Origin of the sequence: Microcoleus sp. Pol7_B2 (assembly GCF_036701035.1) — a bacterium.
In the GTDB taxonomy this organism is placed as follows: domain Bacteria; phylum Cyanobacteriota; class Cyanobacteriia; order Cyanobacteriales; family Microcoleaceae; genus Microcoleus.
In genome coordinates, this window is record NZ_JAUBQB010000016.1 from 78,026 (window position 1) to 99,879 (window position 21,854).

The following is a 21,854-nucleotide window of genomic DNA, read 5'->3' on the forward strand; positions in this document are numbered from 1 at the left end:
GAACGAAAGTTTGTGTAGTAGCGATTTCAATAGCCGAGTCTTATCAAGGGGTTTTTAACGCGGATTTGGTATCAGTGGTTTGACACCCTACTAAGAGCGCGGTAATGTGCTCCAGGCGCACCCTAGATAATATGGTAAGGTGCTCCAGGGGCGCCCTAAATATAGCAGTTTTAAACTGAGTCAGGTACTATGCAGTCAGCACCCCATTACCCATTACCCATTCCCCATGTGTACCTCACTCAACTGAAAAATACTATAATTAGGTTCAAGTAAGTCCTAATGTAGTTAAAAACTAAACTGCGTCCGCAAATTGCCCACAAAAATTGTCGGGTTGTTATCGAAATTATTGGCATTGCTGATCGCATAAAATGCCGGCACGATCGAAATATGGTCGGTGAGAGGCAAATAATAAGTTGCCTCTATTTCGTACTGAGTGCCGCCATTCCCTCCGCCAGAAACTAGAAACCTCCGACCGCCAGTAAAGTCAAAAGGTACTAAATATGACACCGTAAGCAAAGCTCCTTCTTTGAACAAATCGGGAAATGCAAGTCCTAACTGATAAGATTGATTTTTGATCGTGCCGTCGGGTCGGTCAGTCTTGGGAAATATATTGGTTTCCGCGTAGCCGTAGCGGCCGAAAAGACCAAAGCGGCGAGCAACTAACCAATCGAAATTGAAACTATAAGTATTCGCAGTCGCATTGCCCAGGCGGCCGCCGAAACCGTCATCTGCCACACCGTTCAACGGCTTGCTGTTAGGAGATCCAATTAAGCCGCCGATTTGCTGGATGTTGGAACGGCTGTACAAAAAGCGCAAATTAGTCCGATCGCTCGGACTGAAGGTTAATTCTGCTGTAGTCGTATTTGTCCCACCAAACAAGCCTTGAGACGGATTGGAAGCGGAATTGAACACGGAAGTGGGCAAAAATTCCGTACTCTCGCCCAAATAGCCAAAACGCAGTTTCAATGCGCGGCCGATATCCCACAAAACCAAAGCACCGGCACCGCGTCTGGTAGCGCTTAACAAAGGGCTGTTGTTAGAATTAAAGCTGCTCGCACCGTCTACGAAAAAGTTAAACTTATTGTTGTCAAAGTAGCGGTAAAAATTAATCCTCGGCCCGACTACTACTTGGAAGCGGTTGCTAAGCGGGAACCGATAGGAAAGTTCTCGCAGGGTAACTTCATTGGGATTCACCCCAGCAGTCTGGTCGAGAAAAGGAGTGCCAAAGGTATTGAACAGGCCCGTAGAAGTATATTGATTGGCTGGGGAATTGCCGTTACCTACAGCTAGCTGTGTAATCAATTCGTCTTTCCCTGTAAAAGAAGTAGTGAGGGTCAACCAAACTAACTGGCTGAAGGTGATTTCTGGGTCGTCCACTCTCTGCACAATTGGTCTGTTGGTGACAGGATCGCGTCCGGCTACTCGATCGAGCGGAGCAGCATTTCCATTTGTTGCTTCAACTCGGACTCGCTCGCCCGCAAAAGCTCCAGTCAGGTTAAACCAAGCAAATCCGTTGAGTTTAGTAGTAGTTGAAAATTGGTTGGCTTCCAATTCGGCAGTGCGGGCTTCTAAAGCATCTACTCGACCGCGCAATGTAGCTAATTCTGCTGCAAATTCTTCTTGCAATCTTTGCAAAGCAAGTAAATCTTCTCGCTTGACTAAATTCCCAGTAGAACCCCCAAGTTGTTTGGTAATTTGGTCTAAGCAAGCGTTTAATCCGGCGGCAAATTCATACCGAGTCATTGCCCGATTGCCTCGGAATGTGCCGTCTGGATATCCCGCAATGCAGCCGTATCTTTCTACTAGGGATTGCAAGGCTTGAAAAGCCCAATCTGTCGGCCGCACGTCGGACAGTTGGGAAACAGAAGTGACTTGTGCTGCGTCTTCTTGTATGCTGAGGTCATCAGCGGTGCCCGTCTCGCTGCTGATGTCGGCAACTTTGCTGGCTTCAGCCACTTGTTGAGACTGAGGAGAGTTTGCAATTTCTAACTCCTGGGGGGGTAATTCGCGAATTGCCCCCGTTATTTCTGGGGTTGTTGTTGCACGATCGACTGTTGCTATATCTGTTTGGGGTAAAGCGCGATTCACCCATGCTATATCTGTTTGAGGTAAAGCACGATCGACTGCTGCATCTGTTTCGGGTAAAGCGCTATTCACCCATGGTGCATCTGTTTGGGGTAAAGCGCGATCGACTGTGGCTGCATCTGTTTCGGGTAAACTGCGATCGACTGCTGCATCTGTGTCGGGTAAAGCGCTATTCACCCATGCTGCATCTGTTTCGGGTAAAGGGCGATCGACTGCTGAGTTAGTCTCTGCCGTGCTCGCCGCTAACTGCGGTATCTCAATCTTACCTGCTGCCAGCGCTGCCTCTGGGGTAGCCGTAGAGACGGCACTCGCTTCTAGCGCAACTTCTGGAGTTGAGGTATCCTGAATTTGAGCTGTTGCGGAGATCGGCGCCAAAGGCACTGCAGCACCCGAAATCAAGAAAGACAGCCAAAAAGCTTTAACGGAGGTTGCATTATTCACCATAAAACTCACACCACTTATTGAAAATTAAATCTGGCCAATGTTAACCGATAAGCTTGCTTATAAATGTAGTTGGTTTAACAAATTCTTATAAATAGTTAAAATTATTTTAGGAAGCGAGCAATTCCCAATCACTAATGACTGAAGACTACTGACTCCTGACTAATTCCCCAAATGAAGTTTTTATTAGTTACAGATTTAGACAACACGCTAGTCGGAGATGACGAAGCAACTCAAGTTTTCAACCAGCGCTTGCAATCACAGCGAGCGCAAATTTGTTTGGTTTACGCTACCGGGCGTTCTTATGCTTCAACTTGCGAATTAATTGCCCAAAAGCAACTGCTAGCACCCGACTATTTTATCGCAGGTGTAGGTAGCGAAATTTACCAAGACGGAATCCTCGATTTAGATTGGGCGGAATATCTTTCTCAAGACTGGGATAAAATGGCGATCTCCTCTTTAGCTCAGCAGTTTTCCCAGCTTAAACCCCAATCCCTAAAAGAACAAAATCCTTGGAAAATCAGTTATAGTCTGGAACCAGCAGGAGAAAATAGCTCGACTGTCCAGGCTTTGCAGCAAAAGTTAACTGAATCGGGACTGCCAGCTCAAATCATTTTTAGCAGCAATCGCGATGTGGATATTTTACCGCAAACTAGCAATAAAGGCAATGCCCTTTTTTATTTACAAAAGCGCCTACAAATTCCATCTGAGGCAACATTAGTTTGCGGTGATTCGGGCAATGATATCAGTATGTTTGAACAGGCTGTCCGGGGAGTAATCGTTGCTAATGCTCTGTCAGAACTCTTAGAATGGCATCGCGAATGTGGCACTGAAAATCATTATTTAGCAGGTTCTGCTTGCGCTTGGGGAATCATGGAAGGAATGGCATATTTTTGGGAATTTTGATGGCCAAAAAAGCGGTTTGGTTTGTAGTCAGCAGTTAAGTCCTCATACAAATCAGAGGACTGAAGTCCTTAGTACAAACCCACCTCAAGCGCCCCAAGTCCTGCAAACCGTTAAAATCTGTTCAGGAATCTCAACCGCATATTGATCGAACCTGCGAGTTGCGATACCATCAGCGTGTACTGCTTTATCAAAGCTAATCGAACTTAACTTTAGTTACCTCAAGCGAGTTGAAGTTTATTTCCTAGCCTGTTGGGCGGAACGTAGTGGAGGGAGTCGGCTATCCCAAGATAAGTCGCCTATTCCTCCATCGCCAAAGGTTCTATAGTTAAGTGTAGCGCCTAAACCTAAATTACACTCTCTATAAAAACTTATCTTTCTAGATGAACAAGATGTAGGTTGAGTCAACTATTTGCCCCTTTAGTTCAGTTCGCGAACGCACCGCCACATGGAACAAAATACTTTACCTGTAGAGGTGATTCTCTCTCACCCCCGCCAATATTTAGGTAGCATTCGGCTGGATTGGACGCCACAACCGGGGAACTATCTAGATTTAGAGGGACAAACCTACGCTGTCTTGGAACGCCACCACCGCTATCAACTCAAATCCGGCCGCTACCGACTGCAAAAAATTGCCCTGTACGTGCAGTCGGCCACACCGCCGACGGAAAGAACTTTTGTAAGCGGCATCTGGGTTATCGGAGATGCTAGCTGTCGCTTTAATGCTCTATCGGAAATTCTGCGCTGTGCTGTCAATCCCAATGGCCCGTGCAACTGCTGCTGCGATTACCAAAAGTCTTGAACCATCGAGTCAGTACACAATTCCACCTCGCCCAACCGAGAGGGCCGAGAATCTCGGCGTCTCCCTCAATTACAAGAAACTATCACAACCAACTAGCAACTCTCGAATCAAATTTAACTTCTTCAGGCAGGGGGTAATCTATCTTCTGATAGCTGTGCAGCACGTCACGAATGCCAGTATGAATCAAATTTTCTATGTGCAGCAACTGCTCAGAAGAACAGCGAACCTGAACTGTTTGGTTTGACACAGACTCGCCGGAGTCGATCGCAGTATATCTATTAGGAACTCGGCTGAGCACATAAGCAATTAAATCCTGTCGCAATCCCGAAGGCGAAAAAGCTTGTTGGTATGGGTGCTTCGGATAAGACTGCAAGATAATTTCTACTTCCTCTGTTACTACAGCTAAGGTAATATTGACAAGATTTTTCTGCATTTTCCCTGTCCCCAAACACTCGTTAACTAATATTTTTGTGCCCGTTCTCGATATCGTCTGATTTCTCATGAATTTTAACCGGCTAATACCGCCAATCGTTCTTCGGTCATCACCAGCTCAAACTCTGAACTTACCTCTTCTATAACCCGCAGCACGTAGCAGGGAATCTTGTCCGATAAAATAGCACTTGCCACCGTACCAGTGTGAATTTCTAAGACTGCTTCAGCAGCAGCTTCAAACATCAGTCGCTGTCCCGGAAACAGCACTCTTTCAAAGTACCAATTAGGAATGTTCCCAATCCGAACCACCTGAACTAGGTTGGTAACATTTGCGTAATAGCACAGAATCTGGTTGTTACCTTTATAAGATAGCTGATCAGACATTAAAAAAATCTCCACACTCTTTCAAAAACTTACTGAGACTTGGCTTTGCCTGTTAGTGGCAATTGCGAGTTTGACTCTTTATCAAACGACCGACTTATTTTTGGGGTGTTATTCGAGAGCAAATCACATCTTCAGTTATTAATTTTTGTAGCATTGAGTTATCCTGCCAACACTTAGAGGTCTGGCGCATAAACTCCGTTTTTCCCGGTTAAAAAACCCGGTTTTTTTGGTATGCAGGGCCTAGATCCTGACTTATTGAGGTTGGTTGTACTGTAGCAGCAGTTAATTGAAAGTTCCGTCACTTTCCCGAACTCTCCTGACAACAGATTTACTCTTTGACAGCGGAATGGTGCGGAGAGTGCGATCGACCTTAAGATCAAGAGCTTGGAGTAAACTTTATCTAAAAAATATGAGGAAATTATGAAGACCATCATTTTTTTTGATAAATATACTTTTGCCGAAGCAGGGATTACAACAGTTAGGCAAAAACCTGGTTTTTTAGCCAAAAACTTAGCTCCATCTGTGCTCCTGGGTTAAAAAACCAGGTTTCTCAGGGAACTCTGCGTAAATCTTGGGTTAGCAGGCTGAAACCGGGTTTTTCACCCAAAAACTTCGCTGCATCTGTGATTCCGGGTAAAAAAAAACCGTTCTTGATGCCAGTGTGCGTAACCTCTGGAGGAGTTATTCTGCCTGTAAATACGGTGATAGCCGATCAGCTTTGGAGGTAACAAAAAACCCCGACTCCCTGAGATCATCTCTAGAACTTATAGGGAATCAGAGTTTAAATTAACCAATCACCGATCCATCTCAAAGCTAAATCAAAAAAATGAGGAAATTATGAAAATAGCCGGAAAAACTAGAACTTTCCTGAACGCATCAACCCGGTTTAATAACGTAATTGCGTGATTTTCGGAATAATCAAGAGAACCAGAAAGCGGATTTTCGATCGTCATCCGGCTTTAATGCCCTTGATTCTGCCGTCGGGGTGGGCCGACTTTGTTCGTCTAGTAGCGGTTTCAAATGCCGAGTTTGATATGCTATCTGCGATCGCCTTTTACCCCAGTTTAAAGCAACGGTTCCCAACCCAGAATCTCCGCCACTTGCTGTGCCAAACTCAAAGGATCGAAAGGCTTGGCAATCACCCCCGCTACCCCCAAATCAGCAAATTCGCTCAAATCCATCGCCTGCACCTTAGCCGTCAGGAAAATCACCGGAATCCCCCGAGTAGTCGCATTGTTTTGCAGCAAACCAAACAGAGTAAGTCCGTCCATATCCGGCATCATCACATCTAGCAGAATAGCGTCAGGGAGTTGAGTTTCAGCTAAAAGCAATCCTTGGCTGCCGTCGGGTGCGCTTAGTACAATCCAGCCGCCTAAATGTTCCAGACAGGCCTGAATCACGCTGCAGAGGTTTTTTTCATCATCGATGACCAGAATGCGCTTTGCTGACATAATTAAAACTCAAATTTTAAATTAATCATGGTAAACCGAAAAAGGACTTACGCACGCTGCCTCATCAACCGGGTTTCTTGAAAGATATAGCCAAAGGAAGAAGCAATAAAATTAAGAGTTTCAGCACTTAAAAACGTCCTAATCGTCGGGCGCGGTTGATATATTTTGCCGCTCACCTACTTAAACCCTGAACTGAAAAATCGACCTATCAGCCTCCCAAAATCATTCTACCCGCGTGGGTTGCCAGGAACTTGAGCTTTCGCGAGATATTATCAAAGCAATCTCACACCTCCAAACTTTTTCCCCCTTCGCCTTCCAACGGTGCAGGCACTGTGAAATAGAAACTGCAGCCTTGTGAGACAACACTTTCGACCCAAATTCTGCCCCCATGCTGCTGTACTATGCTGCGACAGATAGCCAAACCCAAACCCGTACCTCCTTTTTGGCGGGAGTCAGAAGCATCGACCTGTTGAAACCGTCCAAAGATAGTTTCTAGTTTATCGGCAGGAATCCCCCGCCCTCGATCTTTGACTTCAAATAAAACCCGTGAAGCGTAGCTATCCCGTAGGGAATCGCCCAAATCTTCCACCCTGACAGTTACTGTACTCCCTGGATCGGAGAATTTAATCGCATTGCTCAACAAATTTACCAGCAGTTGAACGATTCTGTCGGGGTCAGCCCAAATTTGGGCTGTTTCGGGCAAAATCGACAAATCAATGTTATTTTCAGCAGCCAAAGAAAGTACAGCTTCTGCAGACTTCCGCATCAAAACCTGGGCATCGCACCACTGCTTGAGGAGGATAACTTGGCTCGAATCGAGCCGCTCTAAGTCGAGAATATCGTTTACCAAACGCACTAACCGTTCAGTATCGCTGGAAGCGATTTCTAACATCTGTTTGGCAGTTTCCGGTTTACTTTTCAGTACCCCAGCCGCCAGCAAACCTAAAGAACCGCGAATGGAAGCAAGCGGCGTTCGCAGTTCGTGGCTGACAATCGAAATAAACTCATTTTTCATTTTTTCAATTGCCCGACTTTCTGTGATATCTGTGACTGTGCCGACGTGACCAATTAGTTGAGATCTGTCGGAAAAAATCGGAGCTGTTTTAAGCCGACAAAACCGGATGGTTCCGTCTCGCTGGATGTGGCGGAATTCGCAGGAAAATTCCCCATCTAGCGATTGCGATTGGGACCACTTAGACAGAATTAGTTTGAGGTCTTCGCGGTGAACAAACCGCATCCAGCCTTTTCCTAAAGCTGCTGCAGGTGTGAAGCCTCCAATTGCTTGACAGCGGGGATTTGTATAGGTACATTTCCCCTCAGCATCAATTTTGAAAATGCCGACGGGGGAACTCTCGCTCAGAGAGCGAAATAAAGCTTCGCTTTCCCGGAGTTCTGCTTGAGAGCTTTCTAGTTCTCTGGTTCGCTGCAAAACTCGCATTTCTAACCGTTCGTTGAGCTGTTGGAGGGCGGCTTCAGCAAGTTTGCGATCGCTAATATCGCGGTGCACTGATACCCAGTGGGTAAACTCACCTGTTTCGTCAGCTATGGGCACAATGCTCATTTCTACCCAAAATTCCGTCCCGTCTTTGCGGTAATTGATCGAGTCAACCCGCACCGGCTGCCAGGTTTCTAAAGCTGTCCGAACTTGATGGAGACTTGCGCGGTCGGTTTTTTCTCCTTGCAAGATGCGCGGCGTTTGGCCCACAACTTCTTCTAGCGTATAGCCGGTCATCCGCGTGAAAGCTGGATTGACATAAATAATTCGCGGCCCCGGTTCCTCAATCGGTTCAGCTTCGGTAATTAACACGGCGTCGTTAGTAGTGGTAACTACTGATTCCAACAGGCGCAACTGTAATTCTCTAGCTTTGCGATCGGTAATTTCTGTAACAGTCCCCACCATCCGCACTGCATCGCCGGCTTCGTTGTAAAAAAACTTACCTTTTCCCTCCATCCAGTGAATGCTGCCGTCGGGCCAAACCACGCGGTATTCCAGAAAGTAATCTGCTCGCTGGGCCAGGGCCTGATTTAGAGCATTCTCCGTACTTTTTAAATCTTCTGGGTGAACGCAAGCTGCAAAACTTTGATAAGTTCCGGCAAAAGTACCCGGGGTCAACCCAAACAACTCTTCGTGTTCCCTCGACCAAACTATGCGATTTTTCTGCACGTCCCAGTCCCAAAATCCAATTTTGGTAGCCGACAAAGCTAAGCTGAGTTGCTGATTGGTTTTCCGCAACTCCATGCTAGTAATAGCAACTCGAAGTTCTCCAGCTATTTCGATTTCGCAGCGCTGCCAAGGCAAAGATTTTGACCTCACAGTTTCTTGCCACAAGTCAAAGGAATTGCGAGGAGACAGCGGCCGGCTGCCATCCGGGTTAACTTCAATTTCCCCGTCTGGTTTACCGGCCCAGTTGACAGTTTGAATTGTTTCTGGACGGAACCACAAAATGTAATAATTTTGCATTTCGGACATGGCAAGTACCAGCAAACCGCTAGCAACTTCTTTAAACTTCTCGGATGGCGGATACAGTTTTGAGAGAGAATCTGTATGAAAAATATCATTATTTTTTTGAGTTTTTATCCAAGCAATTAAGCTTTCGATTTCTCCCAATTCCGGGGTTTTGCCGAGGGTTGTTAAATTTTCATTGGCACACACAACTCCACCCGTAGCGCCCACTAAGGTCAGCAATTCATCTCGGGATTTAAGTAAACCTTCTACAAACCAGTGTGATTGAGAAATTTTGGTGACAAATTTATGGCAGTTTTCTTTTAAATAAATAGCATATTCCCAATTTTCGCTATCTTGTTTGTAGCTAAGTTCTAGATTCACAAACTTGGCTAGCAGTTCGCAAGCCTTTCTTGTTTCGTAGTTGACATACTTTCGTGTTGGGTGGTGACAGGCGATCAATCCCCAGAGTTTTTTATCTTTGATTAATGTCAAGGTCATGCTAGCACCAATGTTCATGTTCTTGAGATATTGAACATGGCAAGGGGAAACTGCTCTCAACAAAGAAAAGCCCAGATTCAGGGGGCGACCGGTCAGCGGATTGCAGTGAGGAATTAGTTCTACAGGCTGACAGTTAATATCCGGAATAAACCGAATTGAATTCATGTTGAACAGGTTTCTTGCCTGGGGGGGAATATCGCCAGCCGGATAGTGCAGTCCCAATAAAGGAGCCAAACTTTCTACTTTGTCTTCGGCGACAACTTCCCCCGCCCCGGTGGCATCAAATTGATAGACGATGGCTCGATCGAAACCGATCATCCTCCGCACTTCTTCAACTGCTGTCTGACACAGCACTTGCAGGTTTGGTGTTCTGTGGATTTTGTCGATCGGCTCTTGGACTAAATGATAAAAATTGAAAGAATCGCTAGGTTTTGGGGAAACAGCCGACTCGAGTTCAAGAATTAATGCTGAACTAGATTGATGCACCGTCCCCTGAAAAAAAGACTGGCGGTTTTGACTTTTGAATGATAATCTGATACCGTTAGATTGATCGCAGTGTTCAAATAAAGCTTTTTCTATAGCCTCAATTTCCTCAGTTTCGACAAATTCCTGTAAAAATTTGCCCAAAAGTTCTTCGGGATAAATGCCGAGATCCTCAAAAATATTGTTACTAACTTGCAAAATTTTTAAATCAGGAGATTCCAGCACTAAAAGGATGCCATGAGGTTGGATCGCAGCCGGGGCGTAAATTACTTCGCAGTTGCTGCCATTGAGATTGTCTGTGTCTGAGGGCAATACCATTGCTTTCATCTGATTAATACTTCTCTAAATTAGCCTGTGTTCTCGATCGGCGGGCAAGCATCAATCAACAGCACCGCGTCGGATTCACACAATCTAACAATCCCAAGTCTTGGCTAAGGATTCCTGATTTGTTTCGGACACGCACTGCATATTTGCTCCTAGTTATCCCATTAAAAAAAAAGAATACAACTATAGGTACGTTATCGAAATCCATATCTTATCAGTCATTCCCAGTTCTTCAATTCTTTAATTCTTTAATTTTTTAAATCTAAAATTGGATTAGCGCTGTGCCTGAGCCAGTCTGTTTCTGAGTTGAGTCCGCTCCAAACGGTTCAGGAGGCGAGCAATTAATTCCGGTTTCACGATCGGCTTGTTCACGTAGTCGTCAGCACCTGCGACAAACATTTGGCGCACGGTTTCCGATTCGGAATGAGCTGTCAAAAATAGCACGGGGAGCTTGCTCCAGCGCAAATCGTTGCGAACTGCCAAACACAGCTCGATACCGCTGTAACCCGGCATCTCCACATCTAAAATTAGCAAATCCGGACAAGTTGTTTCGAGTACCTCCCAGAACTTTTCGGGATCGTCCAATGTTGTTACTTGAAATCCCCAAGGTTGTAGAATCACTTGCAGTGCAGCCAATAGATGCACGTCATCGTCTACCACCATAACTTTAGCTTCAGCAGGGCCAGTCTGGTCGAGTAGTTGGGCGACTGCTTTGAGTATATCTGCTGGGGGGATAGATTTGTGTAAAAAGCCCGAAGCTCCCAAACGAGCAACTTCTATTCGATCGCTCAATTGATTGTGCCCGCTAAAAACCATCACCGGAATTTCTGGCTTTTCACTGCGGAGTTCGGCTAGGAGAGAAAGTCCGTTTTCCTGAGATCTGGAAAATGTCAAATCCAGCAAAATCGCGTCGGGAGGCTGTTGAGAAATTGCATTTCTTGCCGCTTGCGGAGAGTTGGCGACTTCTATCTGGAAGTCGGAACCGGATGCTACTGTTTTCAGTTGCTCGCTCCCAAAAGTATCATCATCAACAATCAGCATTCGGCGCTTTTGGGAAACCGCAGGAACCAAATCGCCTTCTGGTTCGGCCGACGGGCGATCGAATATCTGTTTGAGCTGATGCAGAAATCCCTCAATCTGCTGAGCCGTATCCGGTTTCCAGATGTTTTCAGCCTTGAACAAATGTTCTATCTGGCGCGCAACTTCTGAACCTTTCGGCAGCCCTAGAGTTCCCAAAGAACCGACTAATTTGTGAGCTTGGGCTTGGGCTTCCTGGCGCACTTCGCCCTCCAAGCTTCCGTTTTTCATTTGAGCGATCGCGCGATCGAATATCGCCACCTTTTCTATAAAATTAGCTTTTAAATTTCCCCGCATTTGGGCAATCGCATTCAAGACTTTGAGACGGCGCTCGTCTTTGTTTAATTCCTGGATCGACCCGCTGGATTCAGTAGATAAAGTCTCTTGAGTTTTAGCAGTTTCTGCCGTTTCCTGCCCAACTTGTTGGCTCTCAATCTCCTCCGGCAGACTTTTGAGCCGATAGCCCAATCCGTAAACGGTTTCCACTAAATCTACAGTCATCCCGGCTGCTTTCAGCTTCTGCCGCAGCCCCTTGATGTGAGCGGTAACGGCTTCTTCTTGAGGAAATTCGCCGGCCGACCAAATGCGATCGAGGATGGCGCTGCGACTGAAAATGCGCCGAGGATTTCTCAGGAAAAGTTCTAGCAAATTGTACTCTTTGGGAGTCAAGTGCAGCACTTTTTCGGCATAAGTTACTTCCGTAGTGTCCGGGTTGACTTGCAGTTTTTCCCAGGTCAAATTTGTACTCGACAAAGTTGCCTTACCCCGGCGCAGCAAAGCCCGAATTCGAGCGATTAATTCTTCGAGATTAAAGGGTTTGACCACATAATCGTCTGCACCCGCCTCTAAACCTTGGACTCGATCATTGCTGCTATCTAGCGCTGTCAGCAGTAAAATCGGCATTTGGCAGCCGGACGATCGCAATTTTCGACACAAACTAATGCCGTCGAGTTTAGGAATCAGCACATCCAAAACAATCAGGTCGTAATCGTATGCCTGCACCAAATGCAACGCTGTTTCACCGTCTGCTGCCGCATTCACATTGTAATTGTGAGAGTTCAGCGCTTGAGTCAGCAAACTGACTGTAACTGTGTCATCTTCTACCAGCAGGATTTTCATAAACGTCACCTGTCCTTCCAACTATTTTTGGAACTTTTTATCGGTTTTTGGGGCTAATTAAATAGCCTTTTTACAACTGAATTTAAAAATTTCCTACCTTCAGTATAACAAATAGTATTCTGGAAATAGAATAATTGTAAATTATTATTTTTATTTTATTTGTTGGCCTCTCGAAATATTTCATTATATTTGGGCTGGGATTTTATGGCTTTTTGGACTTCAGCGCCTGCTGAATCTTTTGAATCAGATATTGCGAGGAATCTTGATGTTTAACTAAGTCTTCCAACTCGGAAACAGTGACTTCGGCTTGTTCTCTCTCTCGAACTAAAGAATCAGCGGTAACACTTTTTATGACTCCCAAAGGTTCTTGGATAGCGGTCAATGAATTGAAATTTTTTTCCGCTATTAATTCTTCTAACTCTAACAGGGCCATTTCTGCGCGATCGATCTTGATCGTCACGGATTTAGCCACATTAGCACCTGCTCTTGCTGCCTCCGTGAGTTCGTGAACTCGAAGTTTAAACCGGCTGGCAATTTGCTCCATTTGAGTCCCCAATTCAAAAGTTTTACTTGCCAGCCTGCCAATTTCTAGACTCACTTTGCTCAGACCGCTGGGCTGACTTCCCATTTGATTGGTAACTACAGCCACCTGTACTGCTAAATGCCTGACTTGTTCGATCGCCTCCCGGATGGTTCGGGAAGTGCGGTTAACCGTTTCTAAATCATTAGCTATGGCTTTGCCCACGCCCAAAATTTTATCTGTATTGTTGCAAATAGAATTAGCACCTTGAAAAGTAGCTTGAAATGCTTGGCGACCTTCCGAAGAAATCAGTTTCGCAATTCTCACAAATCGCTGATTCATTTGAGCTATTTCTTCAGCTTGTTTGATAAGTGCCACTTGCTGGACACTAGGATTGGCATAGGACTTTTCTGTTTGACGTTGGTGGATTTTTAAAAGCTCATTACATTCGTGAACCTTAGCCTGTTCTTGTTGAAGTAGCGCCAAATACTTGTGTCTTTCTACTCGGTATTTTTGAATAACTTTGTTAGCTTGCGCTAAAAGTTTCGACTGGGCAATCACCAGAGTATGAACGTCCAAAAGGTGGTGGCTCTGGTCTTCTCTTACCACAATAATCGGTTCATAAACCAAGTCTTTGTGCCTGTTGAAAGACGCTTGCACGGCATCGTCAACTTTCCAGTTTGCCGAAAGCAGCAAAGGCGGAATTCTAATAAAATCTAACAAGGCTCGAATCGGGTGTGACCCGTAAAGTTCTACGCGATCGGGAAAACTCATTTGCTCTCGAAATTTGACGCGAGAAATCATGCCCAATACCTGTGATTCATGGGTAATAATGACTCCCGGCAGCTCGGGTTCTTGCTCAAATCTTTCAGCCACTACCTGTCCTAGAGTTGCAGCGCTCACTTGGAAGTCGTGACACGGCAGATGTCCGATCGTGAAATCGGGGGTGAGTTGAGTTGGATTGCTCATTTACCCGGATAGTGTTAAGTACAAGTTAACAAATTATATATTAATATTATACTGGAATAAGATTGTTGAAAGTAGTCAACGACCCAGCACGGAAGTGACTGGGCTTCGCGCCTAAAACTTCATTTTCAGTTGACCAGCCTGACAGTAATGACACCAAGCGGATACGTAGCTAGTCCCCTGTTCTGTCGTTAAGGGTTAAACATTTTTATTTGGGTTAAGGACGTGCCATTAGCCGAATCAGCTCAGAAAACAAAGGCGCGTGCTAACTTCACCCCAGCAATGGGAGTGGAATTGCTTAGTTTCAATCAACAACCCGGTTCACAAACACCACCAGAAGCGATCGATTATACAGCCGTATCCCTTCCCCCCGTTTCCTCCTACCGCTTTCGCGCTCGTAAAGCGCTGAAGCGGGGGTCACTCGCCCAGAAGAAAGAGGACAACTATAGGGAGAAATTAGCTCTCTGGCTCCGGGGCCTTCTATTACCTACTTTCTGACTTTGGATCGGCCGCGCCTGCTGTTCCCCAGGTTCCGTCCTCACAACAGGGGCATTCATATTTTGTTCTTTAAAACAACCGGGAAAATATTTAGATTGAAACCAAAAACCTTAAATCGGACTTTGCCACTAGCAACCTTTGAGGCTGCTTACCAGTTGTTACAGCAAATGGCTGAAATCCCAGGGGCGATTTGGCTGACCGACGATGCGATCGCTGATTCTCAAAATCTGGACAATTCGTCGGAAAGGTTTGCAGCAGTGGTATCAGAGCATTTTAGCGCGCTGCTGCGGGGCAATCTATTAGATGAGTTCGCAACAAACGGACACAAGCACAGCGAACAAAATCTCCATTCGCAATTGAATGTGCAGTTGACTTTCGACCCCGGGGCGATCGCCAATTTCCTGTCTCCCCTCGCAGACAAACTCGCAGAAATAACGGGCTCACCCTCGTGGAAAATTGACATTCGCGCCCTCAAACAAGCAATTAAAAATATACAGACTAACTCGGCCGTTCTTCAAAGCGAATTCACCCTAAATTTGCTGGATATTCTCGCTGCCAATGCCAGCCAAAATAATCACCTGCCCCTACACAGCCAAACAGAAATAGAGGGAAAATCCGCGCCCAAAGTTATAGATCCAGAAACGCTACAAAGCCAGATTGCTGAAGCCGTCAATCAATTACAAATTGCCAGTCCCTGCATTTCATTTTGTCAGCCAGTAGAAGATGCTTTGCAGCAACAGCTTGAACAAGAGCGACTTTTAAATCAGGTCACAACTCAAATCCGCCAGAGTCTGGAATTGCCTGTAATTTTGTCAAAAGCAGTCGAGCAAGTGCGAGAGTTTTTGGAGGTCGATCGCCTGTTAATTTATCAATTTGAAAAAGTTCCTGCGCCGCACAAGGGCGAGTTAGCTAAAGAAATACCGGCGGCGGTTTCTGGGTCTGGCGAAATCCCCGAAAATTCCGGGTCTTACTTGTATTTAGGTCGCGTTACCTACGAAGCTTTAGCCAATGATGGTATCTCGTCTGTACTAAATTTTAGTGAAGACGCGCAGTGTTTTACCAATGGAGTCATTGACCGAGAGAAATATCGCAAAGGTTTGGCTTTGTGCGTCGCGGATGTGGAAACAAGTTACTCTTCGCAGCCTTGTTTTTTAGAGTTGATGCGGCGGGCGAAGGTACGGGCAAAGTTGCTAGTGCCGATCGTAGTTCAAGACGACTTGTGGGGGCTGCTAATTGCCCACCAGTGTACTTTTCGCGAGTGGGAAGAAAGCAAAAAAACATTTTTGCGACAAATAGCAGAACATTTGGCGATCGCCATTTACCAAGCCGAACTTTATGCACAAGTCCAGCAGCAAAAGCGCACCTCAGAACAGCGCGTAATAGAACGCACGCGAGAACTGCGCGATGCACTGGTTGCCGCCCAGTCTGCCAGCCTCGCCAAGAGCGAATTTTTGGCAGCTATGAGCCACGAATTGCGGACTCCTCTCACCTGCGTCATCGGCATTTCCGACACGCTACTGCGGTGGTCTTACGGCAAAGTTGGCAGTAAAGAAGTGCCAGTGCAAAAGCAGCGGCAGTACCTGCAAACTATCCGAGACAGCGGCGACCACTTATTAGAATTAATTAACGATATTTTAGATTTATCGCAAGTAGAAGCGGGAAAAGCAATATTAAAAATTAGTGAATTTTCACTTTCTAAATTAGCTTCTCAGAGCCTGCACGCCCTCAAAGAAAAAGCTGCGGCTAAGGGCGTGGAACTGCTGCAAGAACAACGGATCAAACAAGAGTGCGATCGCTTCATCGCTGACCCCCGCCGCTTGAGACAAATTCTCTTCAATCTTTTAGGAAATGCGATTAAATTTACTCCCAAAGGCGGGCGAGTCATCCTGCGAGTTTGGGTGACCGAAGATAAAAATCGAACGCCGGCAGTGCGGCAGCCCGGTACTGCACCGGCAGGCAGCACCGCTGTTTTTCAAATCAAAGATACCGGCATTGGAATTCCCGAAAATCAGCGATCGCTTTTGTTTCAAAAATTCCAGCAGTTGGATTCCCCGTACCGCCGCGAATACGGCGGCACCGGTCTGGGATTGGCTTTAACTAAACAGTTAGTAGAGCTTCACGGCGGTGCGATCGAAGTCAGCTCTACAGTTGATGTCGGCTCTACTTTTACGGTTTTTATACCCATCCAAACTTTCAGCAAAGATGAATCCACAAAATTTACATATGAAAAATCGAATTCATCTTTACCGCTGCATTCTTCCTCGTGGGGCAGCCTCGTACTCGTCGAAGAAGATGAAGAAACTGCCATGCTGATTTGCGATATCCTGACAGCAGCAGGACTGCAAGTGGTGTGGATGATTGAAGGTTCGGCTGCCGTGGAACAAATTGAACTTTTGCAGCCGAATGCTGTGATTGTCGATATGCGCTTGCCCGGTATGAATGGCTGCGAAATAATTCACCAACTGCGCCAAAAACCCGCTACTGAAAATATCAAGATTCTAGCTTTAAGCGCTAATGAAATTCCGCCAGATCAGATATCTTTTGTGACGGCGGGAGCTAACGAGTGTTTGGCTAAACCGATTCACCCTGAGCAATTGCTGGACAAAATTATTTCTTTAATGGCCGGGATTGGTAATGGGTAATTGGGCATGGGGCATGGGGCATGGGGCATGGGGCATGGGGCATGGGGCATTTCATAGAATTGAGTTTTTGAGGTAATTATGGGAAGACCTGATTTTGAGGAATTAGAGGTTTATAAGTTGGCGGAAAGTTTGGCGAATCAGATTTGGGAGATTGTAAAAAAATGGGATTACTTCACAAAAGATACGATGGGCAAACAGATAGTTCGGTCTGCTGATAGTGTCTGTGCTAATATTGCTGAAGGAAGAGGTCGTTATAATGATCAAGATAATCGGCGTTTTGTAAAAATTGCGAGAGGCTCTTTGTACGAAACAGTAAACTGGTTAAGATTAGCCTATGCTAGACAACTTATCACCAGCGAAGAAGTAAGCAAATTTAAACCAATTATCGATAAATTACTACCAAAAGTTAACGCTTATTTGAGTTCAATAGGGCACAGGGAATAAATTACAAAAAAAGCCCAATGCCCAATGCCCGATGCCCGATGCCCGATGCCCGATGCCCAATTCCCCCTTCTCCATTCCCCATGATTAATTGTCAAATTCCTACAGGATTAATTGTTTCTTGTCAAGCACCTGCTGATTCGCCGCTGCACGATCCGATCGTAATTGCGGCAATGGCGCGAACCGCCATCAATCGAGGTGCATCGGGCGTGCGGATTGACACTCCGGCTCACATTGCAGCGGTGCGAAAACAGATATCCGCTCCCATAATTGGGATTTGGAAGCAGCAATTGCCGGGATGCGAGATTTACATTACCCCTCGGTTTGAAGACGCGCGGGCGATCGCCGCTTCTGGAGCCGATATTATCGCCGTTGATGCTACTCTGAGAAACCGTCCTGCTGGCGGCGAAGACTTAAAGACATTAATCGCGCGAATTCACAGTGAATTGGGCAAATTAGTGATGGCGGATGTAGATACAATAGAAGCTGCGATCGCGGCTGCCGAAGCGGGTGCAGATACTGTAGCAACTACTCTTTTTGGCTACACTCCCCAGACGGAAAATTTATCGCCACCGGGATTTGATTTGCTTGCGGAAATGGTAGAAAAGCTTAAGGTTCCCGTTATCTGCGAAGGCGGGATATCGGGGCCGGAAATGGCTAAAAAAGCCTTGGATTTAGGAGCGGTGGCTGTTGTTGTGGGGACAGATATTACTGGGATTGATCTTAAGGTGACAGCCTATAAGTCGCTGATGGGGAAATAAGTTCGGCAACGGATGTAACGGATTTAACGGATTGAAGGCAGTTCGGCAACCGATTATTTAACGGATTTAAGCAATGTAACGGATGTAACGGATTGAAGGAAGAAGGGAGAAGAAATATTCGGCGATAGAAATGGCTTGTAGGCAAAGGAAACGCGCCAGCTAAGGGTGGGAAATAGCGGGCGATTTCCATCGCCCTTTATCAGGGGAAGTTGCTAAATCAGTGCGCCGTTGATAAAGCTGCTAACTACAGCTAAGGCGATCGCCCCCAGTACCGCGCTCCAAAGGCCCATCCGCAAACTAAATCCTTCAACTAACTTCGCAGCCGAGGCAAAAACAATCACGTTCATTACAAAAGCAAACAGGCCGGAAAGCAATCCCAGCGTCAGTAGGTTCGGTACGAAAAAAACTGCTTTTAGAATTGGCAAAATTAAAACATTCAACATTCCCAAAACCGCAGCGGAAATTACTGCTTTCGGTGTGCTGTCAATTTCTACGCCGATCGGCAGTTGAGAAATCAGTAGCAAGCTGCTACCTGTCACCAGCCAAGCAATCAAAAAATCGATCGGTTCCACAGCGCTCGTACCTCCTTAACAGTTGAATTGTTAAAAAAACCTGATATTTAACATCTACCTTAATCAAACAATCCGGCTGATCCGTCTGCCAACAGGCCGAATTTATGTCTGTCACTAAAGAGTGACAAGTTCCAATCGCTGCATTTTCTGCCAAATGATCCGGATGGGAACCGTATCAACCTGTTAGTTGAATAAAAAGAGCAGATTAATTAATATGGCTGGCGATTTTTCTTTTAACTCTAAAATCAGATTCGACAAAAAAGCCTTGGACAACCCTGCACGGCAAGGCAGCCGATCGCTCCAAGTTATGATTTTTATGCTGCTCGTCACTACCTTGGTGACGCTACCCATATTTCGTCTAGCCGAACTGCAACTGGTACAGGGAGCCTACAACCGACAGCGGGCGGAAAATAACCGCATTCGCCCTGTTTCAGTCGCAGCCAATCGCGGTCAAATTTTAGACCGCAACGGCAAAATTTTTGCTGCCAGCCGCGTATCTCGATCGGTCTATGTGTGGCCAAAAGAGCGATCGGCTAAGGAGTGGCAAGAGATCGCTGCTACACTGGGCCCCATCGTCAAACTTCCCTCAGCCGAAATTGTCAAAAAAATCGATGCAGTTGGCTACAGATCAGCCCTGCCAGTGCGAATTAGTAAGGATATCGATGTCGGTACTTTCGTGGCGTTGGGAGAACAAGCTAGTACTTTGCGGGGAGTTGAAATTCGCGTAGAATCGAGCCGAGACAATCCCAACCAGCAATTAGCAGCTCACCTTTTGGGATACGTCGGCGAAGCTAGTTTAGATCAATTAAAAGCTAATCCTGCATATCCGATGGGAATGATCGTCGGTCAAATGGGAGTTGAAAAATTAGCCAATTCAACTTTAGAGGGCGTTTGGGGAAACCGTTTAATCGAGGTAAATGCTAAGGGCGAGGAAATCCAAGATTTAGGTGTAAAAGATCCTATTCCCGGCAAACCGGTGCAGCTAACTTTAGATTTAGATATGCAGAAAACTGCGGAAAAAGCTTTGGGCGATCGCCTTGGTGCCGTTGTGGCGATCGACGTGAAAACCGGAGCTCTTTTAACAATGGCTAGTTGGCCGACATTTGACCCCAATATTTTCACCCGCAAGGTGACTCAAAAAGAATGGGATCGGCTGCAAGGGCCAGACAAACCATTTTTAAATCGGGCAGTTCAAGGCTATCCAGTCGGCAGCACTTTTAAGATTGTAACTTCTGTAGCCGGGATGGAGTCGGGCAAGTTTTCTCCTGACTCGACTTTGGTAAGTTCTGCTTCAATTAACATCGGCGGAATTTCCTTTAACGAACACGGCGCGGGTTACGGCGTTATCGGTTTCCGCGATGCTTTAGCCTACAGCAGCAATACGTTTTTCTATCAAGTAGGTATGACTGCTGGGCCGGAAGAAATGGCAAAATGGGCTAAAAAAATGGGCATTGGCGGTACTATTAATTTAGATCTTTTGGGGATAGACGGCGCCAATCACGGTCAAGTTCCGATACCAGCCGAGAAACAGAAAATGTATGGGGAAGATTGGTATGTGGGCGATACGGTAACAATGGCGATCGGTCAAGGTTTGGTACTTTGTACTCCCCTAGAATTGGCAGTGATGGTGTCAACTATTGCCAACGGTGGTTGGCGAGTGCAGCCACATTTGTTGGCTTCTCAAACGAATACGCCTGTTACTCAAAAAATTTCAACAGGTATTAAGCCGGCAACTTTAAATGTCATTAAACAAGGATTGATTGAGGTGGTGAAAAAAGGTACAGGCCGCGGCTTGAATGATGGTACTATTCCTTTAAGTGCGGGCAAAACTGGAACGGTGGAAATGCCCGGTCATCCTGACAATTCTATGTATGTGGGTTTTGCTCCTGCTGACAAACCTGAAGTTGCGATCGCAGTTATAGTTGAAGGCGGTGGATATGGTGCTGTATCGGCGGCACCAATTGCTCACGAGGTATTTAGAACCTATTTTCAAAAGCATGGTTTTAAACCTACTAATAAGCCTCTATAGTCATTAGTTAATAGTAGACTGTTGACTGTTGACTGTTCTCATTTTGTCCCATACTTCGATCGCACTTTTCTTGATATCTTAGAAAAGTGCGATCGATCAAAAGTTTTCCCCTACCAATCCTCTCACTTCCACGGTCGATAAATTCATCATTTGCGCTACCTGTTCCAGACCCACTCCAGAATTTAAGAGTTGATTTACGAGCGAGCGTAATGTTCACTCCGCAGCTAGTCGTCCCAGGTTCTCTTCCTTATGAGTCTTCAAAAACTCCCCCGTTTCAGGAACTCTAAACCTCAATTCTCCTGAAATTAGATGCAATTCTAGTCCCAGCACTTCACTGAACAACCACAGCGTATCGAAAGCGATATTGTTGGCTGCAATCGGCTCATACTGATTGTTTATTAGACGTAATCCCTGTAAAATTGGATTCAGATAATCTCCCGACGGATCATACTGAAAATATTCCCTAACTCCCCAAGCCCGATAACTTTCCGGTTTGGTTTCTTGGTCTTTCGTCTGAGTTGTTTCCCAAGTAATTTATAACACAAAATCGGGAGTAATTCCGCCTTATTCCCCAACTTTATAATTATCTCTTTTGCGGTTTGCCACTCCAAAGACCACATAAATATCCGGATCAACAACCGCTTGGTTGTTCCCTTGTTCATAATAAATGAAAGAATTAGCTGACACGTAAACATCAGAACGTTCTTGAAAGTAAAGCTTGACAGCTTCTACGCTGTAAATCATGTAATCGCGCGTGATGTCGCTTTCAGCCATCGGCTCTCCGTCGCTGCTGGGATCTTCAATTTCTACTTGTTCGAATTGAGTTAAAATTGTCATTTTTCAATTTTCCTCAAAGTTAATTAATTTAATATCGGGTAAATAAGCGTTCTAAGGTTTCTAGTGATATCATGTCCGGTCGATTGACCATGATATAATGCGTGAGGAACACTACCTCCGTCAGATAAAGAATGCCGAAACGA

General features: G+C 45.7%; 15 protein-coding genes. 6 read left to right on the forward strand and 9 right to left on the reverse strand.

The window, feature by feature from the left end:
- Positions 1 to 285: 285 nt before the first annotated feature.
- On the reverse strand, positions 286 to 2,529 hold the full coding sequence (locus QUA57_RS09250; RefSeq protein WP_333060375.1) for an iron uptake porin: 2,244 nt from the start codon (positions 2,527 to 2,529) through the stop codon (positions 286 to 288).
- Positions 2,530 to 2,700: 171 nt separating this feature from the next.
- Between QUA57_RS09250 and QUA57_RS09255 the strand changes: the two genes are divergently transcribed.
- The gene (locus QUA57_RS09255; protein ID WP_333060374.1) at positions 2,701 to 3,432 is read left to right on the forward strand and encodes a sucrose-phosphate phosphatase; all 732 of its coding nucleotides are present in this window, start codon (positions 2,701 to 2,703) and stop codon (positions 3,430 to 3,432) included.
- 445 nt (positions 3,433 to 3,877) lie between these two features.
- Entirely contained in the window at positions 3,878 to 4,231 is a 354-nt protein-coding gene (locus QUA57_RS09260) for a DUF6464 family protein (protein ID WP_333060373.1), read from the forward strand.
- An 82-nt stretch (positions 4,232 to 4,313) separates the two neighbouring features.
- Here QUA57_RS09260 and QUA57_RS09265 read toward each other — a convergent pair whose 3' ends face one another.
- The 6 genes from QUA57_RS09265 to QUA57_RS09290 form a co-directional block, all read right to left on the reverse strand.
- Positions 4,314 to 4,664 (reverse strand): late competence development ComFB family protein, encoded by a 351-nt coding sequence (locus tag QUA57_RS09265; protein ID WP_333185173.1) that lies wholly within the window; start codon positions 4,662 to 4,664, stop codon positions 4,314 to 4,316.
- A gap of 74 nt (positions 4,665 to 4,738) precedes the next feature.
- Positions 4,739 to 5,047: a DUF1830 domain-containing protein gene (locus QUA57_RS09270; RefSeq protein WP_333060371.1), complete on the reverse strand. Its 309-nt coding sequence runs from the start codon at positions 5,045 to 5,047 to the stop codon at positions 4,739 to 4,741.
- Between the two features lie 1,064 nt (positions 5,048 to 6,111).
- Positions 6,112 to 6,498, reverse strand: coding sequence for a response regulator (locus tag QUA57_RS09275; protein ID WP_333060370.1), 387 nt, complete (start codon positions 6,496 to 6,498; stop codon positions 6,112 to 6,114).
- A 283-nt stretch (positions 6,499 to 6,781) separates the two neighbouring features.
- Positions 6,782 to 10,252 (reverse strand): PAS domain S-box protein, encoded by a 3,471-nt coding sequence (locus tag QUA57_RS09280; protein WP_333060369.1) that lies wholly within the window; start codon positions 10,250 to 10,252, stop codon positions 6,782 to 6,784.
- A 270-nt stretch (positions 10,253 to 10,522) separates the two neighbouring features.
- Positions 10,523 to 12,445, reverse strand: coding sequence for a response regulator (locus QUA57_RS09285; RefSeq protein WP_333060368.1), 1,923 nt, complete (start codon positions 12,443 to 12,445; stop codon positions 10,523 to 10,525).
- A gap of 202 nt (positions 12,446 to 12,647) precedes the next feature.
- Positions 12,648 to 13,934, reverse strand: coding sequence for a chemotaxis protein (locus QUA57_RS09290; RefSeq protein WP_333060367.1), 1,287 nt, complete (start codon positions 13,932 to 13,934; stop codon positions 12,648 to 12,650).
- A gap of 590 nt (positions 13,935 to 14,524) precedes the next feature.
- On the opposite strand from QUA57_RS09290, the gene QUA57_RS09295 reads away from it, so the two are divergent.
- The 3 genes from QUA57_RS09295 to QUA57_RS09305 all read left to right on the forward strand — a co-directional run bounded on the left by QUA57_RS09295 (position 14,525) and on the right by QUA57_RS09305 (position 18,273).
- Positions 14,525 to 17,071 (forward strand): ATP-binding protein, encoded by a 2,547-nt coding sequence (locus tag QUA57_RS09295; protein ID WP_333060366.1) that lies wholly within the window; start codon positions 14,525 to 14,527, stop codon positions 17,069 to 17,071.
- A gap of 78 nt (positions 17,072 to 17,149) precedes the next feature.
- Positions 17,150 to 17,515 (forward strand): four helix bundle protein, encoded by a 366-nt coding sequence (locus tag QUA57_RS09300; protein ID WP_333036801.1) that lies wholly within the window; start codon positions 17,150 to 17,152, stop codon positions 17,513 to 17,515.
- Between the two features lie 80 nt (positions 17,516 to 17,595).
- Complete coding sequence (locus QUA57_RS09305) at positions 17,596 to 18,273, forward strand: N-acetylmannosamine-6-phosphate 2-epimerase (RefSeq protein ID WP_333060426.1); 678 nt, start codon at positions 17,596 to 17,598, stop codon at positions 18,271 to 18,273.
- A 212-nt stretch (positions 18,274 to 18,485) separates the two neighbouring features.
- Here the strand turns inward: QUA57_RS09305 and QUA57_RS09310 are convergent, their stop codons facing one another.
- The gene (locus tag QUA57_RS09310; RefSeq protein ID WP_333036800.1) at positions 18,486 to 18,845 is read right to left on the reverse strand and encodes a phage holin family protein; all 360 of its coding nucleotides are present in this window, start codon (positions 18,843 to 18,845) and stop codon (positions 18,486 to 18,488) included.
- A gap of 214 nt (positions 18,846 to 19,059) precedes the next feature.
- Here QUA57_RS09310 and mrdA point away from each other — a divergent pair, with 214 nt between their 5' ends.
- Complete coding sequence (mrdA, locus tag QUA57_RS09315) at positions 19,060 to 20,874, forward strand: penicillin-binding protein 2 (RefSeq protein WP_333060365.1); 1,815 nt, start codon at positions 19,060 to 19,062, stop codon at positions 20,872 to 20,874.
- A gap of 564 nt (positions 20,875 to 21,438) precedes the next feature.
- Here the strand turns inward: mrdA and QUA57_RS09320 are convergent.
- Positions 21,439 to 21,711, reverse strand: coding sequence for a hypothetical protein (locus QUA57_RS09320; protein ID WP_333060364.1), 273 nt, complete (start codon positions 21,709 to 21,711; stop codon positions 21,439 to 21,441).
- Positions 21,712 to 21,854: the final 143 nt, after the last annotated feature.